17 protein-coding genes are annotated in these 24905 nt (G+C 48.4%); 8 read left to right on the forward strand and 9 right to left on the reverse strand.

Going from position 1 to position 24905, the window contains the following annotated elements:
- Window positions 1-351: 351 nt before the first annotated feature.
- Window positions 352-1635, forward strand: coding sequence for a Fic family protein (locus ACLUXO_RS04480; protein ID WP_412136486.1), 1284 nt, complete (start codon window positions 352-354; stop codon window positions 1633-1635).
- Between the two features lies 1 nt (window position 1636).
- On the opposite strand, the gene ACLUXO_RS04485 is transcribed toward ACLUXO_RS04480, so the two are convergent.
- Complete coding sequence (locus ACLUXO_RS04485; RefSeq protein ID WP_412136487.1) at window positions 1637-1825, reverse strand: HAD hydrolase-like protein; 189 nt, start codon at window positions 1823-1825, stop codon at window positions 1637-1639.
- Between the two features lie 242 nt (window positions 1826-2067).
- On the opposite strand from ACLUXO_RS04485, the gene msrB reads away from it, so the two are divergent.
- Complete coding sequence (gene msrB, locus ACLUXO_RS04490) at window positions 2068-2493, forward strand: peptide-methionine (R)-S-oxide reductase MsrB (protein ID WP_412136488.1); 426 nt, start codon at window positions 2068-2070, stop codon at window positions 2491-2493.
- A gap of 52 nt (window positions 2494-2545) precedes the next feature.
- On the opposite strand, the gene ACLUXO_RS04495 is transcribed toward msrB, so the two are convergent.
- From ACLUXO_RS04495 to ACLUXO_RS04505, 3 genes are read right to left on the reverse strand one after another with little or no spacing between them, the layout of a single operon-like run.
- Window positions 2546-3340 carry an ABC transporter ATP-binding protein gene (locus ACLUXO_RS04495; RefSeq protein ID WP_412136489.1) on the reverse strand — a complete coding sequence of 265 codons (795 nt, stop codon included), beginning with the start codon at window positions 3338-3340 and terminating at the stop codon, window positions 2546-2548.
- A gap of 2 nt (window positions 3341-3342) precedes the next feature.
- On the reverse strand, window positions 3343-4290 hold the full coding sequence (locus ACLUXO_RS04500; RefSeq protein WP_412136490.1) for an ABC transporter permease: 948 nt from the start codon (window positions 4288-4290) through the stop codon (window positions 3343-3345).
- Window positions 4291-4336: 46 nt separating this feature from the next.
- Complete coding sequence (locus ACLUXO_RS04505) at window positions 4337-5326, reverse strand: ABC transporter substrate-binding protein (RefSeq protein ID WP_412136491.1); 990 nt, start codon at window positions 5324-5326, stop codon at window positions 4337-4339.
- A gap of 720 nt (window positions 5327-6046) precedes the next feature.
- Here ACLUXO_RS04505 and ACLUXO_RS04510 point away from each other — a divergent pair.
- On the forward strand, window positions 6047-7096 hold the full coding sequence (locus ACLUXO_RS04510) for a P-loop NTPase family protein (RefSeq protein ID WP_412136492.1): 1050 nt from the start codon (window positions 6047-6049) through the stop codon (window positions 7094-7096).
- A 65-nt stretch (window positions 7097-7161) separates the two neighbouring features.
- Here the strand turns inward: ACLUXO_RS04510 and ACLUXO_RS04515 are convergent, their stop codons facing one another.
- The 3 genes from ACLUXO_RS04515 to treR form a co-directional block, all read right to left on the reverse strand.
- A complete protein-coding gene (locus ACLUXO_RS04515; RefSeq protein ID WP_412136493.1) occupies window positions 7162-12315 on the reverse strand; it encodes a mucin-binding protein in 5154 nt (1717 codons plus the stop codon).
- 290 nt (window positions 12316-12605) lie between these two features.
- Window positions 12606-14261, reverse strand: coding sequence for an alpha,alpha-phosphotrehalase (gene treC, locus ACLUXO_RS04520; RefSeq protein WP_412136494.1), 1656 nt, complete (start codon window positions 14259-14261; stop codon window positions 12606-12608).
- Between the two features lie 10 nt (window positions 14262-14271).
- On the reverse strand, window positions 14272-14979 hold the full coding sequence (gene treR / locus ACLUXO_RS04525; protein ID WP_412136495.1) for a trehalose operon repressor: 708 nt from the start codon (window positions 14977-14979) through the stop codon (window positions 14272-14274).
- A gap of 213 nt (window positions 14980-15192) precedes the next feature.
- Between treR and ACLUXO_RS04530 the strand changes: the two genes are divergently transcribed.
- Window positions 15193-17067 carry a beta-glucoside-specific PTS transporter subunit IIABC gene (locus tag ACLUXO_RS04530; RefSeq protein WP_412136496.1) on the forward strand — a complete coding sequence of 625 codons (1875 nt, stop codon included), beginning with the start codon at window positions 15193-15195 and terminating at the stop codon, window positions 17065-17067.
- 57 nt (window positions 17068-17124) lie between these two features.
- On the opposite strand, the gene ACLUXO_RS04535 is transcribed toward ACLUXO_RS04530, so the two are convergent.
- Together ACLUXO_RS04535 and ACLUXO_RS04540 are read right to left on the reverse strand one after the other, a co-directional pair.
- Window positions 17125-17310: a hypothetical protein gene (locus ACLUXO_RS04535; protein WP_412136497.1), complete on the reverse strand. Its 186-nt coding sequence runs from the start codon at window positions 17308-17310 to the stop codon at window positions 17125-17127.
- A gap of 72 nt (window positions 17311-17382) precedes the next feature.
- Window positions 17383-18258 carry a LysR family transcriptional regulator gene (locus tag ACLUXO_RS04540; RefSeq protein ID WP_412136498.1) on the reverse strand — a complete coding sequence of 292 codons (876 nt, stop codon included), beginning with the start codon at window positions 18256-18258 and terminating at the stop codon, window positions 17383-17385.
- A gap of 144 nt (window positions 18259-18402) precedes the next feature.
- On the opposite strand from ACLUXO_RS04540, the gene ACLUXO_RS04545 reads away from it, so the two are divergent.
- The 4 genes from ACLUXO_RS04545 to ACLUXO_RS04560 all read left to right on the forward strand — a co-directional run bounded on the left by ACLUXO_RS04545 (window position 18403) and on the right by ACLUXO_RS04560 (window position 24894).
- Window positions 18403-18816 (forward strand): cupin domain-containing protein, encoded by a 414-nt coding sequence (locus tag ACLUXO_RS04545; RefSeq protein ID WP_412136499.1) that lies wholly within the window; start codon window positions 18403-18405, stop codon window positions 18814-18816.
- Between the two features lie 614 nt (window positions 18817-19430).
- Window positions 19431-22421 carry a SpaA isopeptide-forming pilin-related protein gene (locus ACLUXO_RS04550; RefSeq protein ID WP_412136500.1) on the forward strand — a complete coding sequence of 997 codons (2991 nt, stop codon included), beginning with the start codon at window positions 19431-19433 and terminating at the stop codon, window positions 22419-22421.
- Between the two features lie 39 nt (window positions 22422-22460).
- Entirely contained in the window at window positions 22461-24074 is a 1614-nt protein-coding gene (locus ACLUXO_RS04555; protein ID WP_412136501.1) for an isopeptide-forming domain-containing fimbrial protein, read from the forward strand.
- A complete protein-coding gene (locus ACLUXO_RS04560) occupies window positions 24064-24894 on the forward strand; it encodes a class C sortase (RefSeq protein ID WP_412136502.1) in 831 nt (276 codons plus the stop codon). The genes ACLUXO_RS04555 and ACLUXO_RS04560 overlap by 11 nt, the downstream gene beginning before the upstream one ends.
- Window positions 24895-24905: the final 11 nt, after the last annotated feature.

Below are 24905 nucleotides of genomic sequence, written 5' to 3' on the forward strand. Positions count from 1 at the left end.
CCTATTCATGGTAATCGTCCAAGCGGCATCAAAATAGTGCACACCGTAGGACTAAACAGGCAAAATATGATATTATAGGTAATGAGGTAGATAGCGCCGAGCGCACCATGCGCTAAGCATGATGCTGCTAAAAGATATAAACGCCCTCTTGGAATATGCTCTCAATTTCCAAGGGGGTTTTCGTTTGCCCAAAAATCTTAAAATTGCATTTTTGCGGGAAAAAGAGGGGGGACTTCGATTCCTTTTTTATCAAAATGGCGTTTTTGACAAAAAATAAGGATAAAAAGTACTAGAAATGGTATTATAAATTGACAAAAAAGTGATTTTGAGCAAAAAGAGGGGAGCAGTCAAATGGAGCACTATCAGCCCTTGGAAATCGTTAAATATCAGCATGGCTATGATCCAAACTTTTCTTTAGATGCGGAATACCAACAACGGTTGGCTAATGTATCATCCGTTGTGACTAACCTGCATCCCTTGCTTAATTTTAAAAAGAGTGACGAACAGACCAAGCAGTACCCAATCTTCTTTGTGTACACGCCAAACATGGTCAATTTATTTAATCGGTTTCTTCTTAATTCTCAAAAAATTAAAGAAGCCAGCCGGAAACTGCCGCCAGTCGCACTTGATCAATTTTTGGATTCTCTCCTTCTGGGTGAAATCACCTATACCAACAGCATTGAAGGAATTAAAACAGATGCGGCTGAAATCAGCACGATCATTAGAAGCATAGATGGCCATCCAAAAGGACAGGAAAAACGTCTTTGGTCGACCATTCGCATGTATCGAGAAGTTCAAAAAGGTAATCTTCTCAAGATTGAGAGCCTGCAGGATTTCCGTAATATCTATGACAAACTGCTGAAGGGTGAAATTCCAGTAGAAAAGCAGCCAAACGGTCAGCTTTTCCGAGACACGTTAGTAGATGGAGTTCTCAGAGTTGGCTCAGCGACTAAAACAGTGCATGTCCCACCGATTTCTGAACTGGCTATCTCTGAAGCACTAAGCAGCTTGATTGCTTTTATGAGCAAGGATGATCTGCCGGCGGTTTACAAAGCTTTGGTAACTCATTTCTTTTTTGAAAATACCCACCCATTCCTGGACGGCAATGGCCGGATGGGCCGTTATCTTTTGTCAACATATCTTTCTAGCAAGTATGACCGCTTTACGGGATTTTCGGTTGCTACTGCTATTCATGCTCAAGTGTCTAGCTACTATCGGATCTTTAAAGAAGCTGACAAAGAAGAAAATAGGGCAGAGCTGACATTTTTCATTGAAAAAATGTTGCAGATCTTGACGGACCAACAAGATAAGGTTTTAAATGCCTTGATTACAGCTAAAGAGAAGTTGAACCGCGTTAAATCAGCTGCCAGTGCTAAGGCTAACAAACTTGCCGAAGTGGGTTATGATAAAAAAACGGTTTACGGTATTATATTTTACCTGGCTGAATCCAAGCTATTTACGGGTAATAACCCGTCTTTGGGTATTCAAGACCGGGTTATTGTTGAACTGGTCTCAAAAGAAGGCTCGTCTCAACGGGAGATAAAGCGGGAGCTGAAGGCTCTTGAGGAGTCTGGCTTGATCAAAAAAATTGCTAGCCGGCCAAAGCAACATATCCTTGCTTTTGATATCGATTAAGTTAAACGCCCTCTTGGAATATGCTCGCGTTTAAGGAGTCCACCCGGCTCAATCCTTTGGTTTGGGCCAGCAAGTCAGCTGGAACATCCTGGTTAAAGTGGTCTTGTATCAATTTCCGCCAAGCCTGCAAGTGGTAAACTGCCGTGTCAGCGATCACGCCGTCTAAGTCAAATAAAGCTGCTTTAGTCATATAACAATCCTCCGTTTTATTACTCATGGATTTCATTATAAGTAGAGCGGCTTTTGGAAACTATGACAAGAATTGTGCCCATTTTACAGTTCTTTTGGGGATGCCAAGAAAAAGCTCAGCACTGAATTATCAGTTATTAAGCCATATACCGAAGTTTAAACAAGTAATTTCTTGATCCAGATCAAGGCCTCGTGAATCCATCCAAGCTACAATAGCCTTATTCTAAAGATGAGGTGACCAAGATGAACGAAAAAGCAGATTTGAAAGACCGGCTGACGCCAATGCAGTATGCCGTGACCCAAAACGCGGCGACTGAACCGCCTTATACAGGTGAGTATGACGACTTCTTTGAAAAAGGGATCTACGTCGACGTGGTCAGTGGGGAAGCCCTTTTTTCCTCTTTGGACAAGTACGATTCCGGCTGCGGCTGGCCAGCCTTTACCAAGCCCCTCACCAAGCTGACCCAGCGCCGGGACCAGTCCTTTGGCATGGAAAGAACTGAAGTCCGCAGCCGTCAAGCTGACTCCCACCTGGGCCACGTCTTTACCGACGGTCCTTTGGACAGAGGCGGTCTGCGCTACTGCATCAACTCTGCTGCCCTCAAGTTCATCCCTTACGACCAGCTGGAAGCAGCAGGTTACGGCGAATACCGGCAGCTTTTCGAATAAACGAAAAAACTGACGACTTCCTTGATTGGAAAATCGTCAGTTTTCGTCTTTTCTAGCCTAAAATTGCCTTGTCGCTGGCGAATTCCTCGCCGGATACGACTTCAAATTGGTGGAGCAATTTCTCCACTGTCAGTTTCTTCTTTTCTTCACCCTTGATGTCCAAAACGACCTTGCCGTCGTTCATCATAATCAAGCGGTTGCCGTGGGCAATGGCATCCCGCATGTTGTGGGTTACCATGATTGTGGTCAGCTTGCCTTCTGCAACAATCCGGTCAGTTGCCTTCAAGACCTTTTCTGCCGTCTTCGGGTCTAGTGCCGCCGTGTGTTCATCCAAGAGGAGAACTTTTGGCTTGACCAAAGTTGCCATCAGCAGGGTCAAAGCCTGTCTCTGCCCGCCGGACAAAAGGCCAACTTTAGCAGTCAACCGGTCTTCCAGACCCAGGTTGAGCACCTTCAGCTTTTCCTTGTATTCAGCCCGTTCTTTAGCGGTAACTTCCCACTTGAGCCCTCTGTGCTTGCCCCGCCGGGCAGCTAGAGCCAAGTTTTCATCAATTTGCATGGTTGCCGCCGTCCCGGTCATTGGATCTTGGAAGACCCGGCCGATCAAAGGCGCCCGCTTAAAGTCTGGCAGGCCCGTTACGTCTTGGCCGTCGATAACGATGGAACCCGTGTCAACCGGCCAAACGCCCGCGATGGCGTTCAAGGTGGTTGACTTGCCGGCCCCGTTGCCCCCGATGACCGTCACGAAGTCGCCGTCTTCTAGCTTCAAGTTGACCCCGTTCAAGGCATGCTTTTCATTAATGGTTCCGGGGTTAAAAGTCTTGGTAATGTTGGTCAGTTCTAGCATTTTTAAGCCCCTTTTCTAGCATTCTTGCCCGCCTTGGCAAAGGAGTTCTTGGCCCGGCTTCTGAGGTATGGCACCGCCAAGAAGAGGGCAACGATGATGGCCGTGAATAGCTTCATCATGTTCGGGTTCATCTTCAGCCACAGAACCAAAGTGTAGACGATGTAGTAGATGATCGCCCCGATAACTACGAAGGCCAGGTGGCCGGCAAAGTTGAGCTTCTTGCCCAAAATAGCTTCGCCTAAAACTTCACCGATGATGACAGCCGCCAGGCCGATAACGATGGACCCACGGCCGGCGTTGACGTCGGCAAAACCAGAGTACTGAGAGGACAGGGCACCTGCCACGGCAACTAAGCCGTTGGAGATGGCCAGGCCTAAAACCTTCATCCGGTTAATGTTAATGCCTTGCGCCTTGCTCATTTCCGGGTTGCAGCCGGTCGCTCTAAGGGATGACCCAAGTTCAGTCCCGAAGAACCAGTACATCAAAGCCACCAAGGCAATGACGATCAAGCCGCAGACCAAGATAGACTCGTTAACCGTTAAGCCTGAGATAACCAGGCCAGGGGTCATAGAACTGATGGCCGTGTTGGCCTTGAAGTCCATGATGGCTAAGTTGATGGAGTAGAGGGCATATTGGGTCAAAATCCCGGCCAGGATTGCCGGAATCCCGAAGAGGGTGTGCAACCAGCCGGTAACCGCGCCGGCCAAAAGGCCTGCTACGAGGGCTACCAGAACTGTCAGCCAGGGGTTGACCCCTTTCATGATCAAGACGGCTGAGACTGCCCCGCCTGTAGCGAAAGTCCCGTCAACCGTCAGGTCCGCGATGTCCAAGATCCGGAAAGTAATGTAAACGCCCAGGGCCATAATGCCCCAGAAGAGCCCTTGCGCGACTGATGCTGGCAAACGGCCAGCCAAGTCGAGAAAGCTCAATGATGATAAGTATCCTGCCATAATGTCCTCCAGTCTCAAGCAGCTTTTTACAAAAGAAAACTAAAAACTAGTTCTTGTAAGCCTTGTAGCCGGCTGGAACCTTGATGCCCAGCTTCTTGCAGATGGTTGGGTTGTATTCCTTGACCGGGTTCTTGTAGTACTGAACCGGCATTTGGGCGATCTTCTTCTTGCCAGTAAGGATTTGCACGGCCATCTTGCCAGTTTGCTTGCCCAGGCCGTAGTAGTCGATAGACAGGGTAGCAACCCCGCACTTGCTCATGATCCCTTCTTCACCGGCGATGATCGGCACCTTAGCCTTCAGAGCCACGTTGTTGATGGTCTTGGCGCAGGATGCAGCCGTGTTGTCAGTTGGGATGTAGATGACGTCGCTGGCACTAGTAGCTTGCTGGGTAACAGAGTTGACGTCGTTAGTGTCAGAGAAAGTGTACTTGGTGACCTTCAAGCCGTCCTTCTTGGCGTACTTGGCCACTTCATCAGCCTGGTATTTGGAGTTTGGCTCAGCAGAGCAGTAGAGGATGCCCAGCTTCTTAGCCTTAGGAACGAAGTCCTTGATCATTTTTTCCTGCTTGTCCAAAGGAGCAAGGTCAGAAGTCCCGGAAATGTTGCCGCCAACCGTGCCGTTGAACTTCTTTAGGTTCAAAGCCACCTGGTAGTTGGTGACCGCCGTCCCCAAGATTGGAATTGACTTAGTAGCCGCGCTGGCTGCCTGCAGGGAGGCAGTAGCGTTGGCCAAAATCAAGTCTTCATTTTCAGAAGCGAAGTTATTACAGATCGTAGTGGCGGTTGAAGAGTCGCCTTGGGCGTTTTGCGTGTCGAACTTGACATGGCTCTTGCCCAGCTCTTTGGTAATTTCTTCCTTGAAGCCCTTAGTCGCCGCGTCCAAAGCCTCGTGCTGGACCAGCTGACAGATACCGATCTTGTAGACCTTGGAAGAAGACTTGCTGGATGATGATGACGATGATGAGCTGCAGCCAGCTGCCGTGAGCGCCATGACGGCAGCGGCAGCGGCGACCATAATTCGCTTGACTTCTTTCATGATGATTTCCTCCCATATCAGACAAAAAGCGGTTTAATATTTCTATAATCTTTATTTCATAGTATTAATTTTAAAGGAACTTTGCTTGGTGTCAATAGATTTTTGGGGTTAATTACAAAAAATGATTCTATTGATTAGCTTGCTTGATTATTTCGAAAGAAAAATTAAATACCGCTAAAGAATAGCTCTCTAGCGGCATTTCTGAATGATTGTATTCTGAGAATAAATAAGGTGATAAAGAAATTGATAATAAAAGAATCAAGGAGAGGCTAGTTCAGCATCATCTTCTTGAGCATGAAACTCATTTCAATAACCAGGGGAACGCAGCAGATGCCGCCGAAGATAAAGCCAAACTGGGAGCTGCTATTACCGACAATCTTCCCGAAAGCAGCGTAGAAGTAGGTCGACGCGAAGTTGGCTACAGATCAAGCTGGCAAGGCCAGATCGGTCAAGCCGGCAGAGTTTTCCTTGGTAGAATTGCGGTTGACCGTGGACATAACGCATGGCATGAAGAGGCCGAAGGAGAGGGCAACCAAGCAGTCGCCAGCGATGAAAGGGACATAACCAGCATCGCGGGGATGCTGCTATTTTTGCGGAAAAAGTTGTATACAGTTGTAGCTAGTTGTATAAGAAATCAAAAGTTGTAGTCAGTTGTATACAGTTGTAAAAGCTTGTATAATAAGAATTAATAAAAAGGCAAACATTCGAGGGAGGGTAGACATGTATTTAGGTAAAAAACCGTTTAGTATTTCTTTTGGACGAAAACCAGTAGAATATATCACCCGTTTAAGTGATAGCAACAGAGTAATTACAACGTTTACTCAGCCACCTGTAACTGATCAAGTATATATTTTGATGGGTATCAGAGGTAGCGGTAAGACGGTGCTTTTGACTGACATCTGTGAACGAATCGGTCGAATGAAAAACTGGCTGGTAATCAAGATTAGTCCTTTAGATGATATTCTGGAAGCTTTGTATAGCGACTTGCAAAACAGCCGTTATTTCAATCCTAGCAATTACGAAGCAAGTTATGGTCTTTCATTATTTGGCGCAAGTGTTACGGTTAACCACCAGCGGCCGGAGCTTAATTTGGTAGATGCCATTGACAAGACTTTGGCCGTCTTTCAAAAGCAGGGGATTAAAGTGTTAGTAGCAATCGATGAAGCAACCAACACCCCGCAGATGCAAAGATTTGCTAGTGCTTTCCAATTTTTCATCAGCAATAATCGTCCCTTGTACTTTTTGGCAACTGGTTTATATGATGAAATAATGTCTCTGCAGGATGTTAAAAATCTGACTTTCCTTTACCGGTCGCCAAAAATTGTGTTGGCACCTTTGAACCAAATGGCGGTGGCCAATGCGTATGCCAGCATCTTCAAGCTTGATCAAGAGCAGAGTATAAAAATGGCCAAGTTGACCCGGGGCTATCCTTTTGCTTTTCAGACTCTGGGCTATGTTTGCTGGGAACAAGGAAATTGTGAGTTTGGTGAGGATACTCTGCAGGAATACGATCAGCTCTTAGCTGATGCTTCATACGCCAAGTTATGGAGTGAGCTGTCTGAATTGGATAAGCGTGTTTTGAGCGTGATTGCTGAAAACGAAGGCGGGAAGGTGAAGGAGTTCCGTGAACGTTTGGAAATGAATCCCAACTTATTCAACCAATACCGGCGCCGGCTTAAGAACCAGGGTTTGATCGATACCCGTCAATATGGAACCATCTCTTTTACTCTGCCAAGATTTGCGGAATTTGTTCGTTTTGAAACTTATTAGTCAAATGAAAATCGCAGCACCATTATCGGTACTGCGATTTTTTTATCTCAATAATTTTAACTTAACTAATCGTTCTTGTGCTTTTTGCCAGTGAATACAAAAAGAAGAGCACTAAGCAAAGTCAGAATCATTGCTGCAAGATTATAGTTAGACTTCTTTTCACCAGTTTGTGGCAAAGTAGTTTCATTGCTCTTGCTGGTAGTGGCATGTTTATGCTTACTTGGCGCACTACCATGACTAAGCTGCCGGGTAGTAGGTACGTTAGGAGTAGCCGGCTTCGAAGGCACCGTTGGAGTGGTAGGCTCGTTAGGTGTGGTTGGTTTCGACGGCACCGTTGGAGTAGTAGGTTCATTCGGTGTAGTTGGTTTCGAAGGCACCGTTGGAGTAGTAGGTTCATTCGGTGTAGTTGGTTTCGAAGGCACCGTTGGCGTGGTCGGTGTAGTTGGTACATCCGGCGTGGTCGGTGTAGTCGGTACGTCTGGCGTAGTAGGTACGTCCGGTGTAGTCGGCGTAGTCGGCACGTCTGGCGTAGTCGGCGTAGTAGGTACGTCCGGTGTAGTTGGCGTAGTCGGCGTAGTCGGCACGTCTGGCGTGGTCGGTGTAGTTGGTACATCCGGCGTGGTCGGTGTAGTAGGTACGTCTGGCGTAGTAGGTACGTCCGGTGTAGTCGGCGTAGTCGGCACGTCTGGTGTAGTCGGCGTAGTTGGCGTAGTCGGCTTATCTGGCTTAGTTGGTACTGCCGTGTAAGGGACGACAATCTTCAGGATAGCACCGTCAGTAATGGTGTCAGCTTGCTTAAGGATTGCCTCGGCTTGAACACTGCTGATGTTTTCCGCACTAGTTGACGCTAAAGCACTGGCTGCCCCCATGAACTGTTCGTAGATTTTGCTTGCATCGATCTTATAGTTAGCGATAGCTGGATTGCTTACCGCGCTAAAGCCGCTAGAGATAGTCCAGTCGCCGTAAGTCTTTTCACCGGTGACGTCATTAGTGTAAACGTCTCTAGTCAGGGTTACCGTACTAGACTTGTAGTCACTGCTGATAGAGTATTGACCACCGTTGTTGCCGAAGGCCGCATTAAAAATTTCCACAGCAGTAGAATCTGACCCAATCTTGTCCTCATCAACGTACTTGATTTGTTCACTAAGCGTCTTAGTTTCTTGAGAAACTGAGATGTTCTGCTTATATGGAACGACAACTTGCAGGACAGCACCGTCAGTGATGGTGTCGGCTGACTTAAGGATCGTGTCCGCTTGAACGTTGCCGACGCTGTCCGCGCTAGTTGATGCTAAAGCACTGTCTGCTCCCATGAACTGCTCGTAGATCTTGCTTGCATCGATCTTATAGTTAGCGATAGCTGGGTTGCTTACCGCGCTAAAGCCGCTAGAAATAGTCCAGTCACCGTAAGTCTTTTTGCCAGTAACGTCGTTAGTATAAACGTCTCTAGTTAAGGTGATAGCACTAGACTTGTAATCACCGCTGATAGAGAACTGGTCACCGTTGTTGCCAAAAGCCGTATTGAAGATCTCTTCAGCAGTAGAATCAGACCCAATCTTGTCCTCATCGACGTACTTGATTTGTTCACTAAGCGTCTTAGTTTCTTGAGAAACTGAGATGTTCTGCTTATATGGAACGACAACTTGCAGGATAGCACCGTCAGTAATGGTGTCAGCTTCCTTAAGGATCGTGTCCGCTTGAACGTTGCCGACGCTGTCTGCACTAGTTGATGCTAAAGCGCTGGCTACATCCATGAACTGCTCGTAGATCTTGCTTGCATCGATCTTATAGCTATCGATGGCTGGGTTGTTTACTGCGCTAAAGCCGCTAGAGATAGTCCAGTCACCGTAAATCTTTTCGCCAGTAACATCGTTAGTGTAAACGTCTCTAGTTAAGGTAACTACGTTAGAACTGTAGTCACCGCTAATCGAGTACTGGTTGCCGTTGTTGCCGAAGGCTGCATTGAAGATTTCCTCAGCAGTAGAATCAGCCCCGATCTTGTCTTCGTCAACGTACTTGATTTGTTCGCTGAGAGTCTTAGTTTCTTGTGAGACAGAAATCGCCTGCTTATATGGAACGACAACTTGCAGGATAGCACCGTCAGCAATGGTGTCGGCTGACTTAAGGAGTGCGTCAGCTTGAACATTGCCAACAGCTTCTGCGCTAGTTGATGCTAAAGCACTGGCCGCCCCCATGAACTGTTCATAGATCTTGCTTGCATCGATCTTATAGTTGGCAACATCTGGGTTGTTTACTGCACTAAAGCCGCTAGAGACAGTCCAGTCACCATAAGTCTTTTCACTAGTGACGTCATTAGTGTAAACGTCTCTGGTTAAGGTAACTACGTTAGAACTGTAGTCACCGCTAATCGAGTACTGGTTGCCGTTGTTGCCGAAGGCCGCATTGAAGATTTCCACAGCAGAAGAATCAGCCCCGATCTTGTCTTCATCGACGTACTTAATCTGTTCAGTGAGAGTCTTGCTTTCCTGGGAAACAGAGATGTTCTGCTTATACGGAACGACAACTTGCAGGATAGCACCGTCAGTGATGGTGTCGGCTTCCTTAAGGAATGCCTCAGCTTGAACACTGCCAACAGCTTCTGCGCTAGTCGTTGCTAAAGCGCTGGCTGCACCCATGAACTGCTCGTAAATCTTGCTTGCATCGATCTTATAGCCTGCAAGGTCCGGGTTGCTTACCGCACTAAAACCGCCAGAAACGGTCCAGTCACCGTAAGTCTTTTCTCCAGTGACGTCATTAGTGTAAACGTCTCTAGTCAGGGTTACCGGACTAGACTTATAGTCACCGCTGATAGAGTATTGGTCACCATCTTTGCCGAAGGCTGCATTGAAGATTTCTTCAGCAGTAGAGTCAGTTCCGATCTTGTCCTCATCGACATACTTGATTTGTTCACTAAGGGTCTTAGTTTCCTGGGAAACAGAGATGTTCTGCTTATATGGAACAACGATCTGCAGAACTGCACCGTCAGTAATGTCATCGGCTGACTTAAGGATTGCGTCAGCTTGAACACTGCCGACGCTGTCTGCGCTAGTTGATGCTAAAGCGCTGACTGCCCCCATGAACTGCTCGTAGATCTTGCTTGCATCGATCTTATAGCCTGCAAGGTCCGGATTGCTTACCTCACTAAAGCCGCTAGAAATAGTCCAATCACCGTAAGTCTGGATCCCGGTTGCTTCCTCAGTAATAATTTCTCTAGTCAAAGTAACCGTGCCAGACTTGTAGTCGCTGCTGATCGAGTATTGGTCACCATTTTTGCCAAAAGCTGTGTCAAAAATTTCCTCAGCAGTAGCGTCCGTTCCGATCTTGTTTTCGTCAACGTACTTGATCTGCTCGGTGATCGTCTTTCTTTCTCTGGTCGTGATCGTGCTGCCACCACCAAAACCGCCAGCATCCCCGTTTCTGTTCAGGGGAACATTATAAGTCGCGGCCCGGCCATCCTCAAAGTGCATGCTAGTGCCGCTCCCGGCAGAAGGCAGGGTGTCTAATTGGAAAAAGTAGGCCTTGCCCGCGTACTGACTCAAATCAGTCTGGTCGTAGGTAAAACCATTCTCCTCAGTAGGGATGCTTGAATCATAGCCATCGCTTGCCGTTCTGGTTTGCTTTTTGATCAAGCTTCTTAAATAGTCTTGCAGGCCCGTGACAGTCGGCGTAGAAGTGATGATACTGTAGACAGTCGTGTCCCTGGTAATATTTTTGCCATCGATATAGTGCTGTTGAATTTCTTCTGGAAGCTCGCTTAACTTCTGGTCTTCTCCAATTCTGAGGGTTTGACCCGCGCTATTAGTGTAGCTGACTAAATCATCAGGCACTGCAAAAACTTTAAGCGTTGAGTAAAGCGGGATCTGCATCTTGTCAAAATATGACCTAAAGGCCGCGTTGTCCAAACTGGTCTTAGGGTAGTTGAAGTAGTAGCCCCACTGGTAAACAGTATTATTAGCAACCGCGCTGTCGATAAACTGCTTAACATCGTCATCGCTGTTGGCCTTCAGCAGCTCTAATTCATGTTCAAGCGAAATATCAGTAGAGTCGCCATCACTTGAGCCTGGATTATATTCCATTTCAGCGGTCAGGGATTTTTCTTCCATGGAAAAGCCGTACAGAATATCAGCACGTTGAATGAAATCCTTGGCCGGCGTGATTTTAGCGTACAGAATCGGGCCGGAAGTGGCTGGAGAAACTACTGAACCGTTGCTAGTAGTAATCACCGGCGTTAAACTGCTGTCTTTCCCTTCGTCACTTAAGCCGGGATTAATTGCCCGGTTGGCTTGAACAGGGATATAAAAATCCGCACTAGTAGCGTTGGTATTTTCAACCCGGCTCAAAGTAAGGCTGCCGTCACCGTTGTTAATCAGCTTCCAAACCGCCTTTTGCTGCTCAAGCAGGGTGGTAGTGCCCGCGTTATAGGAAATGACAAAATCCTTGCTACTGTTTCTTAAGCCGCCCGCGTTGTCAAAAGAAATCGTGAGCGGGCTGTCGCTTTCCTTTATGCCAGAAATGTTAAAGCGCAGATAGATGTTCTGATTGCCTGGCGTCAAATTCGCCGGCTTGTCCGGAGAACTTTCGATTTTGCCAGCAGGGTTGGCACTTTTGGCATTTTCCGCGCTGTCGTAAACAGTGATGTCGTAGTTGACGCTGCTCTCTTTGTCCTCCTGGACTTCAGCCTTGCTTTGGGAAGTGCTTGCCTGCTTTTCCGGGATGCTGGTTTCCGTAGCCGCCGTGCTGGCTTTTGCTGGTTCAGCCGCCTGCTTGTCCGCAGTTTCTGCTGAAGCAGTCTGACTGCTTGTTACAGCGGCTTGCTTTTGCTCATTAGCAGCAGGGGCCGTCTCTTCTATAGTAGATTCACTGCTAGTATTCTCTGCAGGAGTAGTTTCTTCCGTGGCAGTATCGCTGCTAGTCTTCTCCGCAGGAGTAGTTTCTGTAGTAGTTTCACTGCTAGTCTTCCCTGCAGAAACTTTTTCTGTAGTTGTGCTCTCCGTAACCGCAGTACTAGAGCTTGTTTCAGCCAAGCTGTTGTCACTCGCACTGCTTTGTTGCGCAACAGTTTCAGTGGCCGTATCGTCAGCCGCGTGTACCAGCTGCCCGTTACTTACGAAAAAGCTGGTGCCTAACGCGACTGCCGCCAGGCCAATCGATAATTTTCGAAAGCCAAACTTTTCTTTCCCGTTTAATTTGGCGTTGAAATTGGGATCGTGTTTATGGCTCATAATTATCAGTCCTCTATACTTTTATCTTAAAACAACAATACATTATGGTAAAAAATTAAATATACCGTTCAAATAACGATATACAGTTCTGTAAATTACACTCAATTGGGTATAAGAAAAGGACTTCCTCTACTTATAATCAAAATGAACAATATTAAAGTAAGTCCTTATAAATGATTTTAGCAAAAAATCATCGTAATAGATGATCAAATACCAAAAATAACGAATATTAGTAAAAATACCTTGCAAACATGAGACTTTTGTCTAAATATTGCAAGGTATTTTCATTTTTATTGAATTCTAAAGGCCAGACTTTCGTATGGCCGCAGGCTCAATTCACCTGGCAGGCAGCTGAGCTCTCTTTGGTAGTTGTCCAAAAGAACCTGGCCGCATTCCTGCAGGTCGCTTGGCACGGAGACCACGGCTTCTTTTCCATAGAAGTTGTTGAAGACAACAAGCTTTTCCCCGTCCAGCTCTCTGACATAGGCAAAGACTTGCTGGTCATCCGGCAGAATTTCCCGGAAGCTGCCGGCAGAAATTACTGATTCCTGTTTTCTTAAAGCGATCAGCTTCTGGTAGAAGGCGAAAACTTCTCCCTCAGCCAGTTCTTTTTTGACATTGATTTCGTCTTGGTGGGTTGGCGTTAGCCACGGCTTAACCTGGCTGAAGCCGGCGTACTTGCTATCGTCCCAGTGCATTGGCACCCGGGAGTTGTCTCTTGACTTGGCCTTGATGATGGCAAAAGCCTCATCCTCGCTCATGCCCTTGTCCAGCAATTCGTGGTAGGCGTTCTTGCATTCCACGTCCACGTATTCGTCCATTGACTGGTAGTCCGGGTCGACCATCCCCAGTTCTTCTCCCTGGTAGATGAATGGCGTTCCCCGCAAAAAGTGGATCGTGGCCGCCAGCATTTCAGCTGACTTTTCCCGGTAGTGAACCGGGTCGCCAAAGCGGTTCAAGGCCCAAGGCTGGTCGTGGTTGTTCCAGAAGACCGCGTTCCAGCCGCCGCCAGCCGTCATCCCTGTCTGCCAGGAACTGAGCAGGCTCTTCAGCTTCATGAAGTCAAACGGCGTCTTAGTCCACTTTTCCCCGTCCTTGTAGTCGACCTTCAAGTGGTGGAAGGTGAAGACCATGGACAGTTCCTTTTCCTTAGGGTTGGTGTAGCGGACGCTGTTGGGGATAGTCGTTGAAGACATTTCCCCAACCGTGATCGAGTCCTCGTCTTGGCCAAAAGTCGTCCGGTTCAGTTCCTTTAAGTAGTCGTGAACCACTGGCGTATCGGTGTAGAGAGTCTTTTCTTCAGTCGGGTCAGTGGAGTCGACCAGGTCCTCGCTCTTGCCAGTCACGTTGATGACGTCGAAGCGGAATCCCCGGACCCCCTTGCCCCGCCAGAAGTTGACCACGTCTTCCAGTTCCTTTCTGACTTCCGGATTGTGCCAGTCCAGATCAGCCTGGGTCGGGTCATAGAGGTGGAGGTAGTAAAGGTCAGTGTCGCCGAACTTGGACCAGGCCGGGCCGCCGAACTTGGACTGCCAGTTGTTTGGCAGGCTGCCGTCAGGCTTGCCGGGCCGCAGGTAGAAGAACTTCCGGTATTTTTCATCCCCGGCTAAAGCCTTCTTGAACCATTCATGTTCAGTTGAGCAGTGGTTCAAAACCATGTCCAGCATCACGCCCACGCCGATGTCCGCTAATTTTGCCTGCAACTCTTCAAAGTCAGCCATTGTGCCAAAAAGGGGATCGATCTCCCTGTAATTGGCGATGTCATAGCCGTTGTCATTTTGCGGGGAAACATAGAAGGGGTTGAACCAGATCATGTCTACGTTCAGCTTCTTGATGTAGTCGATCTTCTCGATAATCCCCCGGAGGTCCCCGATCCCGTCGCCGTTAGCGTCGTAGAAGGACTTTGGGTAGATCTGGTAGATGACTTTTTGACCTAAATTTTGCATGTTTTTTCTCCTATATTTTGCTGCGGCGAGCAAAGTCAATAAATCTGAAACGGTTGGGATTGTGGTAAGAGGCGGTCAGCTGGAAGAGGGAGGTGTCCTCTAAGTAGACCATGCTTTTCACTAAAACGGCTTTCCGGTCGGGGTCTAATTCCAGCATCTTGGCTAGTTCCTCGCTCACGGTCTGCACACTGACGTCTTTAACCGCATAGGAAATCTTGAGGCCCAGCTCGTTTTCAAAGTAGTCATATAAGGAATGTTCCGCCACAGACGGGCTGATTTCCTTGACGTACTTGGTGGAGATGTAGTCTACGTCTAAAACGTCCGGCTCACCGTCAATGATTCTGAGCCGCTTGACCTTGATAAAAGGCTCCGTGTTGTCGCAGCTGAAGTCGTCGGGAACTTCCTTGACTTCCTTAATTTCCAAAAGCCTGGTCTCAGCTTTTAAGCCCAGGGACTGGTTCAGTTCGTTAAAAGTCGTAATCCTGGAAATCGGAAAGCTCAAGCGGGAAAAGTCGAGGACGATCGAGCCTTTGCCTTTGATCTTTTGGATAAGTCCCAGGCTGGTTAAGTCTTCCAGAGACTTTCTGACCGTGTTCCGGGATGCCCCGTAGAGATTGGCCAGTTCGTTTTCGCTGGGCAAAAAGCTCTTGGGTGGGTAGATCCCGTGCCGGATCTTGCCGGCCAGGTCTTGGGTAATCATGTCTTGCTTGGCAGTCATTTTTTGCCTCCAAATTCTTTTCTGCCTCCATTATAGCCGGGCGGAGCTGCTTTTTCAACATGTATGGACAAGATGGTCTGAAAATGGAAACCGGAAACAAACCCGGCAATAAAAGATTTTAGAAAAGTTGTTGACAACCTGTATGCACAAGTATAAGATAGAGACAGTTAAGAGAAAGCGGTTACCAGCCGCTAAAGTTTTTGGAGAATGAATATGGCAAAGAAAGATTACAGCGGCCTGGCGAAGACGATCATCGCCAACGTCGGCGGCAAGGAGAACATCAACAGCTTGATTCACTGCATCACGCGCCTGCGTTTCTACCTTAAGGATGAAAGCAAGGCCAACGATGAAGTTTTAAAGGAAACTGACGGCGTTATCGACGTAATGCACGCTTCCGGCCAGTACCAAGTGGTCATCGGCAACGCGGTTACCCAGGTCTACGACGCCGTGATGGCGGAACTGGGCGGCCTGCCAGAAGGCGGCGAAGCAGCCGAAACTGCCGAAGCTAAGGAAGATGACGGCAAGAACCCGGTTTCCAAAGCTTTTGGCAACTTGATCGGCTTCATTACTGGCTCCATGAGCCCGGTGGTCGGCGTTATTGCTGCTTCCGGTATCATCAAGGGGATCCTGGCCCTCTTGACTTTGCCGCAATTAGGCGCCCTTTTGAACGTGAAGAGCACGGCTTACATCACAGTCAGTGCCATGGCGGACTCAGCCTTTTACTTCCTGCCAATTCTGGTTGGCTTCGCCGCTGCTAAAAAGCTGAACGGTGATCCAATCGTGGCCGCGGTAATCGGCGGGGTCCTAACTTACCCGCAGCTGGTTACTTGGGGCGGGCAGTACAAGACCATGTTCAGCCTGGGCGGTTTCAACTTCCAGTTCTTGAACTACACTTACTCAATCTTCCCGATGATCCTGGCTGCCTGGCTGGCTAAGAAACTAGAAGACTGGCTGAGAGACCACCTGCCGGATTACCTGCAGATGATCTTTACGCCGATGATTACCATCTTGCTGGTTTCAGCAGTTACCTTGATGGTTACCGGTCCGGTGATCCAGGGCGTGGCCAACGGGATCGCGGACTTGATCAACTGGGTTGTTTCAGCTTCTGGCTGGATCGGCGGTTTGTTGATCGGTGCCTTCTACCAAGTTCTGGTTATCTTCGGCCTGCACTGGGGCGTTGTGCCGCTGGTTGCCCAGCAGATTGCCCAAAGCGGCCAGAGTTCATTGAACGCGATTATTTCTGTCACTATGGTTTCCCAAGGGGCGGCAGTTTTGGCTGTAGCCTTGAAGACTAAAAAGAAGGGGACTAAGACTCTGGGGATCTCTGCAGCTGTTTCAGCCTTCTGCGGGGTTACTGAACCAGCTATTTACGGGATCAACCTCCGCTTTAAGAAGGTCTTTATCTCCGGTTTGATCGGGTCAGCAGTCGGTGGTTTGATCACTGGCTTGATGCACGGGACCATGTACGGCTTTACCGGTTCTTTGATCGGTTTCTCATCCTTCTTCAACCCGAAGAATCCAAGTGACTTGACCAGCTTCTATGCCTTCCTTCTGTCCAGCGCGGCAGCTTTGGTAATTTCCTTCATCGTGGCCTGGGTTTGGGGCTACAATGACGAAATGGTTGCCGGTAAGAAGGTTGAAAAGAAGCAACGGCCAGGCAGTGAAGCTAAGCCAAAGAGCGAAACTTTGACTGCTCCAGTAGCTGGCAAGGTGATTGCCTTGTCAAGCGTCAACGACCCAGTTTTTTCAACCGGTGCCATGGGTGAAGGCTTCGCGGTAGTGCCAACTGAGGGCGTGGTTAAGGCTCCGGTTGACGGTGAAGTAGCAGCCTTGTTTGAAACTGGCCATGCGATTGGCCTGAAGACTACAGCCGGCGCGGAAGTGCTGATCCACATCGGGATCGACACGGTTATGCTTAAGGGCAAGGGCTTTAACGTCAAGGTTGCGCAAGGTGACCTGGTTAAGGCCGGGCAGACTCTGATCGAGTTTGACCTGGACGGCATTAAGGAAGCCGGCTACGACCCAACGGTCATGACGGTAGTTACTGACAAGCATGACGTAGACATTAAGTTACCAAGCGTTGAATAATTTATAGACAAAAAAGACGTCATCCCTCCTTTTGGGGATGGCGTCTTTTGCGCTTGTTTAGCTTTCTTCTTCGCTGCAGATAGCGATGACCCGCATCTTGTAGCTAAAGGTATGGTCTTCGGTAACCTTTTCGCCAGTGTTGCTGCTGATGACCGCGTCGATGTGGCCACCTTTAGCAACGAACTTGTCGATTTGTTCCTTGACTTGGGCAAAAGTGCCTTCAAATTGCTTGGTAAATTGCATAGTCTTTCCTCCTCTCCCAAAGTTAATTTAATTTTAACTCTAAAAAAGCAGGAATAGTCTGATAATTGAAAATTAATCTGAAAAATTGTCGCTTGGCCAGTTTTTGCTTAAAAGATCCAAAAGCGGGGCAGCCGACTTTCTCTGGTCCTTCCGGTAGACGGCGTAGAAGTCGATCCGGTTCTTGGGGTCAGCGATTCTGACCGGAACCCGGTTATCCTGTGCCGGATAGTCGGGACTAGACAGGTTGGACCTAAAAACTGGCAGTTGGGAGTACTTGGTTAGTTCAGCTAGCGAATGCATGTCGTCCTGGTAGATGAAGTTGGCGTTGGGGATGGCATTTTCCTTGATCTGCTTCCAAGGGCCGATGTCCTGCAGGACGATAAAGCTGACCCCGGCCAGGTCTTTGAAAGTAACTGACTTCTTTTTGGCTAAAGGACTGTCCTTGTCGCACATGAGAAAAAGCTCTTCATAGCCAACATAGCGGGATTCACAAGTCTCAGTCTGGTATTCCTGGCTGCTGAAGGCGACTTGGTAATGGTAATTTTCGACAGCAGGGAGGAGATCTTTTTCCTCAAGCAAGTTCTTGTCAATTTCAACCTTGATCGGTAATTTGTGCTGCAAGCGTCCGCTGATTAATAGCGGGCCAGGCGCGTCTGAACCGACCAGGAACCGCTGCTGGCCTTTAGCGAAGTTCTGGACCTTTTCCCGCATGCTGCTGTCCATGGCGATAAGTTTGGCGGCCTCTTTAGCGGCGAGTTGCCCGGTGGTGTTCAAAGTGATTTTGTTGTTGCCGGACCGGTTGAAGAGGGCGACGCCCAGTTCTGATTCCAGCTTCTGCATCCCCCGCGTCACCGTTGGCTGGGTCAGGTGCAGCTTCTCCGCCGCCCCGCTGAGGGTCCCGGTTTCAGCGAAACTGACGAGTTCTTCAAGTAGTCGTGGATCGATCATTTTTTCCTCTTGTATCTGTTTTAGCTTACTATGCTTTAAACGTATACTAGCATAAACAAGCGGCAATTTTCAATTTTAACCCCTCGGCCTACACTTAGAGTAGACAAAAAGAGAAATTTAAGCAGCTTTTGCGGGAGGCAAAAAATGGCTAGAAACGAACAAGAAGTTAAAGAGAATCTGTTTGGTTTTGGGGATTTGAACTCCGCTTACGCCAAGTATTTTGAAGGCGACAGCTTTTTAAAGGGCTTGGCCAGTGATGAAGACAGCGGGATTGGCGTGGGCCAGGTTTCCTTTGAACCAGGCTGCCGCAACCACTGGCACCGGCATGTGGGCGGCTTCCAGATCTTGATCTGCACGGCTGGGGAAGGCTGGTACCAGGCAGAAGGCCAGCCGGCCCAGAAGATGACGCCAGGGGATGTAGTGATCGTGCCTGATGGCGTTAAGCACTGGCACGGGGCCAGCCCGGACTCCTGGTTCAGCCACCTGGCAGTAACCAAGGGCAAGACCGAATGGCTGGAAGAAGTCGCTGACTACGACGAAATCACCAGAGAAAAATAATTGCTAAGCAGGAATGCGGCGCTAAGGCGTCGCATTCTTTTTTTATCGGTTAAATATAATAACAATTATATTTGTATAAGTTAAACATAATCAAAATAGCTAGACTTATATAATGCTTTCACAAACAAAAGAAAGAAAAAACAGTTTTTTGGAAGATTTTTTCTAATTTTTCCATGCTGATATTTATTATTTTAGAAAAACTGCTGGTTAAACTTTAAAAGATTTGCCAAATGTTTGCGGTTTTTAAAGGGAAAAGCGGGCGGTTAATGATGCTTATTTCTTTTATTTTATATTCCATACCGGATTAATTGTTAATCAATTATTTCAGAAAAGGATGAAAACTCTATTAAATAAGTTTTAGCCAAAAATTGCTAGTGCTAAAGGAGAATGATTACTAACAAAAAATCAGTATTTATAACCTTATAGCTATCAAATAATACGTTAAAAAATAATTACGCCTTTATGCTATCCTACAAGGGAAGTTGAGATTCTTATTTTCTTATACACCCGTAAATAAGAACTTAAATTACTTAGTGAGGAAGAAAATGAAAGGATGTGGACTTGGAGAAAACTGTAATTTTTTAGTTATTGGATGGTAGAAATGAGAGTGCAAGATGAGAAAAAAGTTTAAGAGTAAGGCGAACCAATTCGTCTGCCGAGCCGTCACTCTTCTCACCGTTTTGGTGACTTTACTCCCGACTTCTCTGGCACTATTGCTGAGTGGAGGAGGAGTAGCCGGGGCGGCTGATTCAATCAAGATCGGTTACAACGACGACGATGCAGTTTACTACATTGGCGACAGCAGTGATCCCTACTACGTTTTCTGTATGAACATCGACCTGCACTGGCCGAGATATGAGGGAAAAGACCACGACTATACAGAAATCAAGCCGGAGTACACGGCAGATTACTTTAATACCGAAGCCGACTACGAGAATTACAAAAAGAATGAGTCGACTTTCTGGAGAAGACTCCAGGCAATCTTGATCATGGGTTATTCCAACAATGCCCTGGGCCTTTTCCAAATCGAAAATTCTGGTTCCAGAATCGATGTTGACCGCTTCAACGCCAAGCTGGTGCCAACCGACTGGCTGCGGAGCGATTTTCCGACCATCATCGGTGACAAGGTCTTTACCTACGATGCCAGCAGCCAAAAGGTGAACTACGCGGACGCGGTTTCTGATTTCGTAATGAAGGTTAGTGAACTCTATAAGTCAAAGGGGACGACAGCATCAGGCCACACCTATGAAGATATTATCGGTACTGATTTTTATAAGGCTTGCCAGCTGTTAAATTTTGACCCGCTTGATTACAGCACCTACACGGCCTTTTTCCAAGACAGCAATGTCATCACCGGGAAAACAGCGGCTAACGAAACCCAGAACGCGGTTTGGGAACTCTACAAGGAATATGGCTTTAAGTACAACAACAATAACCCCGTATCCTTAGGGACGATTGGCAAGGAGATCTACGAAAAGGCCAAGACTCTGAATTTCCTGGAAGAAGCACCAAATGAAGGCGAAGTTTCACTTACTGGTGACGCGACTTTTACCTACAAGAACGGCCACTGGGAAACTGGAACTTTGCAGGTCAACGAACCAAGCAACTACCACGGTCAGTACACTTTGACCCTGCCAAGCGGGGTGACTACGGATAGCGGCAAGACCAAGGTTGCCGGCAATACCGAGTTCAAGCTGATTTCAGCAACTGAGCCGCCGAAGAGCGGGACCATTACCGCTACGTCAGACCTGCTTTACCTGACTGACTTCCACCTCTTCGAACCGACCAATGAGCTAGAGAAGACGGAATTCCAGTCCATGGTCGGGGCTAAGTTTGGCAAAAAGAAGGTCACGGCCTCTACTTCTTACAGTGTTAAGAACACGGCTGGCTTAAAGGTCTACAAGTACGTCACGGGAGCAGACGGAAAGGCAGATACTTCTAAGCCAGTCAAGGGCGTCAAGTTCAAGGTAACCTACCCGGACAAGACGACCAAGGAAATCACGACCAACATCAGTGGGGTGGCCAGCCTGTCCGGCCTGGAACCTGGTGAATACACGGTTGAAGAAGTCAGCGTTGACGGGGCTAACCCTAAGGTTGTCCTGCCAAGCAAGGAAAGCGACCGGATCAAAAAGGTGACGGTCAAGGCCAGCAACACTGACGACAACGCGGCGTCTGTAACTTTCAGCGACGAAGGCTACGAATCAGCTCTGAAGATCTACAAGTACGTCAAGGGAGCAGACGGAAAAGCAGATACTTCCCAGCCAGTCAAAGGGGTTAAGTTCAAGGTGACCTACCCGGACAAGACGACCAAGGAAGTTGAAACCGGCGAAGACGGGACGGCAACCCTAACTGGTCTGGCGCCTGGTGAATACACGGTTGAAGAAACCAGCGTTGAAGATTCCGACCCAGTCGTTATCCTGCCGGATACCAGTGACCGGATCCAAAAGGTGACGGTTACCGTCAAAAACACGGCATCCAGTCCGGCTGAGGCCACTTTCAGCGATGAAAGCGACGACGGCCAATTGACCATCACTAAGGTCGACAGCGATGACTACACCAAGACCCTGCCAGGAGCCAGCTTCAAGCTGGAAAAACTTTCCGGCTCAACTTGGAAGGAGGTTTCCGCCAGCTCAGTTTCCTCTGCGGCAACTTTGACGACGGACAGCAAGGGCCAGCTGGACCTGGCTAAACTGGCCAAGAACGCGGTCTACCGCTTGACTGAAACTGCCGCTCCGGCCGGCTATACGGTCAACAGTCAGCCTTACTACCTGGTCTGGCTGGGCGGGAAAAAGACGGCAGATTCTATCTACTCGTCTTTGCCAGATGCAATCAGCAAGGAGATCGGCACCCAGAGCAAGATCCGCTTCTTTACAGAAGCCGCGGCCTCCCTCTACGTGCCGAACGCCGCAACTGATCTTACGGTGACCAAAAAGTGGCTGAACAGCGATGGCTCAGAGTCAAGCAAGGCCGGCGCCTCCAGCGTCAAGGTCAACCTTTACAAGCAGACTACTGATGGGGTTAACGTTAAGCTCTATATGACTGATGCCAGCGGCAAGACGACCAGCAAGGACTACTCAGTCAAGAAGGGAACTACTATCGGCTTTTCCTGGTCCAGCAGCCTGTCCTCCGTCACTGTCAATGGCGAAGAACAAAAGCTGGCCAGCGGCGCTAAAACTTTTACCAGCGACAAGCTGGACGAAAACACAACTATTGTAGTCAAGTCCTCCGGCGACTTGGGCGACCCGGAAGTCACCAAGACCGACGCGACTGTCGCAAGTGACAAGACCCTGGTGGACACGGTCAGCCTGTCAGATGCTAACAACTGGCAGTACACCTGGTCCAAGCTGGCCCGGCAGGACGAAAACGGCAATAACCTCCTTTACACGGTTAAAGAAGAAGCCGTTTCTGGCTACATCACCAGCTACAGCAATAATGACGGTATTGCCAGCGGTGAAATTACAATCAAGAACAAGCAGAAGTCTAATATCGACTACACCCTGCCGGCAACTGGCGGGCCGGGCCTGTATTTGTACTTGATTATCGGCCTGGGCACCGTAATCTGCGGCTTTGCCTTAGGACGGAAGTTTAATTTTTTGAAAAAATAGTAGAATATAGTACAGAAAGAATAGAAAGAGATTAGGAAGATGACTAAAAAACTTACGCAAAAGCTGGGCAGCTTGTTCAGCGCGCTGGTTCTCCTGTTCGGCTTGCTGGCTGCAATTCCAGGCAGCCTCAGCACTGCTCACGCGGCCAGCTCAATCAAGGTGACGATCAACAGCACTGGTTCAGACTACAGCGGCTACCAGCTCTTAAAGGCTGACGTTGGTTCTGACGATGCCGTAACTTACACTCTGAACAGCAAGTACAAGGATATCGTTTTAAAGGCTGCAACTGATGCCAGCGGTTCAACCGTCAGCGACTTTGACGGCTTGAAGGACTTCATCAAGGACCACACTAAGTCTGACAACTCAACTGCCGGTGAAGACGCTACTTTGCGGAAGTTCGCCGACGCTGTTTACAAGGGGATCAGCTCAGCCAAGTTGGCAGCTGACCAGACTTTCAAGAGCGGGGAAAACACCCTGTCTACTGACAACGCTGGTTACTACCTGCTGGCTGACGCAACCGCGGACAGTGCAGATACTCCGCACAACTATTCAGCAACTCTGCTGACTGCCTTGGTCAACAAGGATGTGACTTTGAACGTTAAGTCTACTACTCCAGACGTCCACAAGAAGGTCATGAACAGTGAAGGCACTAAGTACGAAGACGCTACTGACTACAACATCGGCGACACTGTGCCCTTCATGATCACTGGGACTGTTTCCAGCCAGATCAAGTCATACGACAAGTACACTTACTACTTCACTGACACCCTGCCAAAGGGCCTGACTTTGGACGAAAGCTCAATCGTCGTTCAAGCTGAAAACGTAACTTCCGGTTACGCTCAAGGCATCAAGGCAACTGACGCCACTAAGCTGACTAAGGATACTGACTACACCGTTACTACGACTAAGAATAACGATGGTACGACTACTTTCAAGGTAGAATTGACTGACCTTAAGAAGCTGGTTACTGACGGCAAGGTTAAGACCAGCGACACCATCGTTGTAACTTACAACACCAAGCTGAACGAAAACGCCGTAGTTGGCCAGGCCGGCAACATCAACAAGGTCAAGCTGACTTACTCCAACAACCCGTACAGTGATGGCACTGGCACGACTACTGAAAGAAATGCCAAGGTTTACACTTACGAACTGGTTGTTAACAAGACTGGTAATGACAATAAGCCATTGACTGGCGCGGGCTTTACCCTGCAAAAGAAGGACGGCGACACTTACAAGACTATCGCGACTATTGACCCGGACCACACGACTGACAACAGCAGCATTGTTGCCAAGATCGTTGACGGCAGCAAGTTCGAATTCTCTGGCCTTGACCAAGGTGAATACAAGATCGTGGAAAGTACTGTGCCAAAGGGCTACAAGAAGGCTGACGACATCACTTTCACCATCTCAGCAACTTTTGAAAACCAAAACTCAGCTGATGCTGCTTTGAAGACTTTGAGCGTTGACAACACCGCTTTGTCAGCTGACGCGGCTTCAGGCGTGATCGAAACGACTGTGAACAACAAGTCCGACAGTGCCTTTGTTCTGCCAAGTACTGGTGGGATGGGCCGCTACATCTTCTTAGGCCTGGGTGCCCTCGTTGTTGTTCTGGCAATCGCCGCTCCAAGCCTGAAGAAGAAGCGTGAAAACTAGCAAAAAGTCACTGATCATCCGGCTCTTGGTGATCCTTGCCGGCTTCATCATCCTTTTGTACCCGGTCATTAGTGACTATGTAAATACGCAAAACAGCGGCAACGCGGTCAACAGTTATGCCGGCTCCGTTAAAAAAGCGACTAAACAGCAGCGCCAGCAGCTTTTTAAAAAGGCCAGAGCCTATAACCAGGCCTTGGCTAAAGATCCGGAAACCTTTTACCACCCAAACCTGGTCCCGGGCTACGCGAGTCAGCTTAAAGTAGCGGACACGGACGTGATGGCTATCGTTGACATTCCTAAAATCAAAGTCCATCTGCCGGTCTACCATGGGACAGCCAACAGCGTCCTGGGTGACGGGATTGGTCACTTGAAGGGGACCAGTCTGCCGATCGGGGGCAAGTCGACCCACTCGGTACTGGTAGGCCACCGGGGCCTGCCAAGCGCGACCTTGTTTACCGACCTGGATGCCATGAAGAAGGGGGACTATTTTACGGTCACCACTTTAGGCAAAAAGATCACCTACAAGGTTGACGCTATCCATGTCGTCAAGCCCAACAATGTCAAGTATTTACAGATTGAAAAAGGTAAGGACTACTGCACCCTACTCACCTGCACGCCTTACGGGATCAACACCGAACGGCTTTTAGTCAGAGGGGTCAGAGTAAAGAACCTGCCGGAAGATAAGAAGGGCAAGTCAGGCTTCTTCATTTCCCCGAAGAAGCTGATCTACTACGGCACCATGGCCTTGCTGGGCCTGCTGGTCGTAATTTGGCTGATCGCCTTGATCCGGCGGAGCAGAAAAGAGAAGCCGGCTGAATAAGGAGGGGGAGC

This window comes from Lactobacillus delbrueckii subsp. bulgaricus, assembly GCF_046938665.1.
Taxonomy (GTDB): Bacteria; Bacillota; Bacilli; order Lactobacillales; family Lactobacillaceae; genus Lactobacillus; species Lactobacillus delbrueckii_C.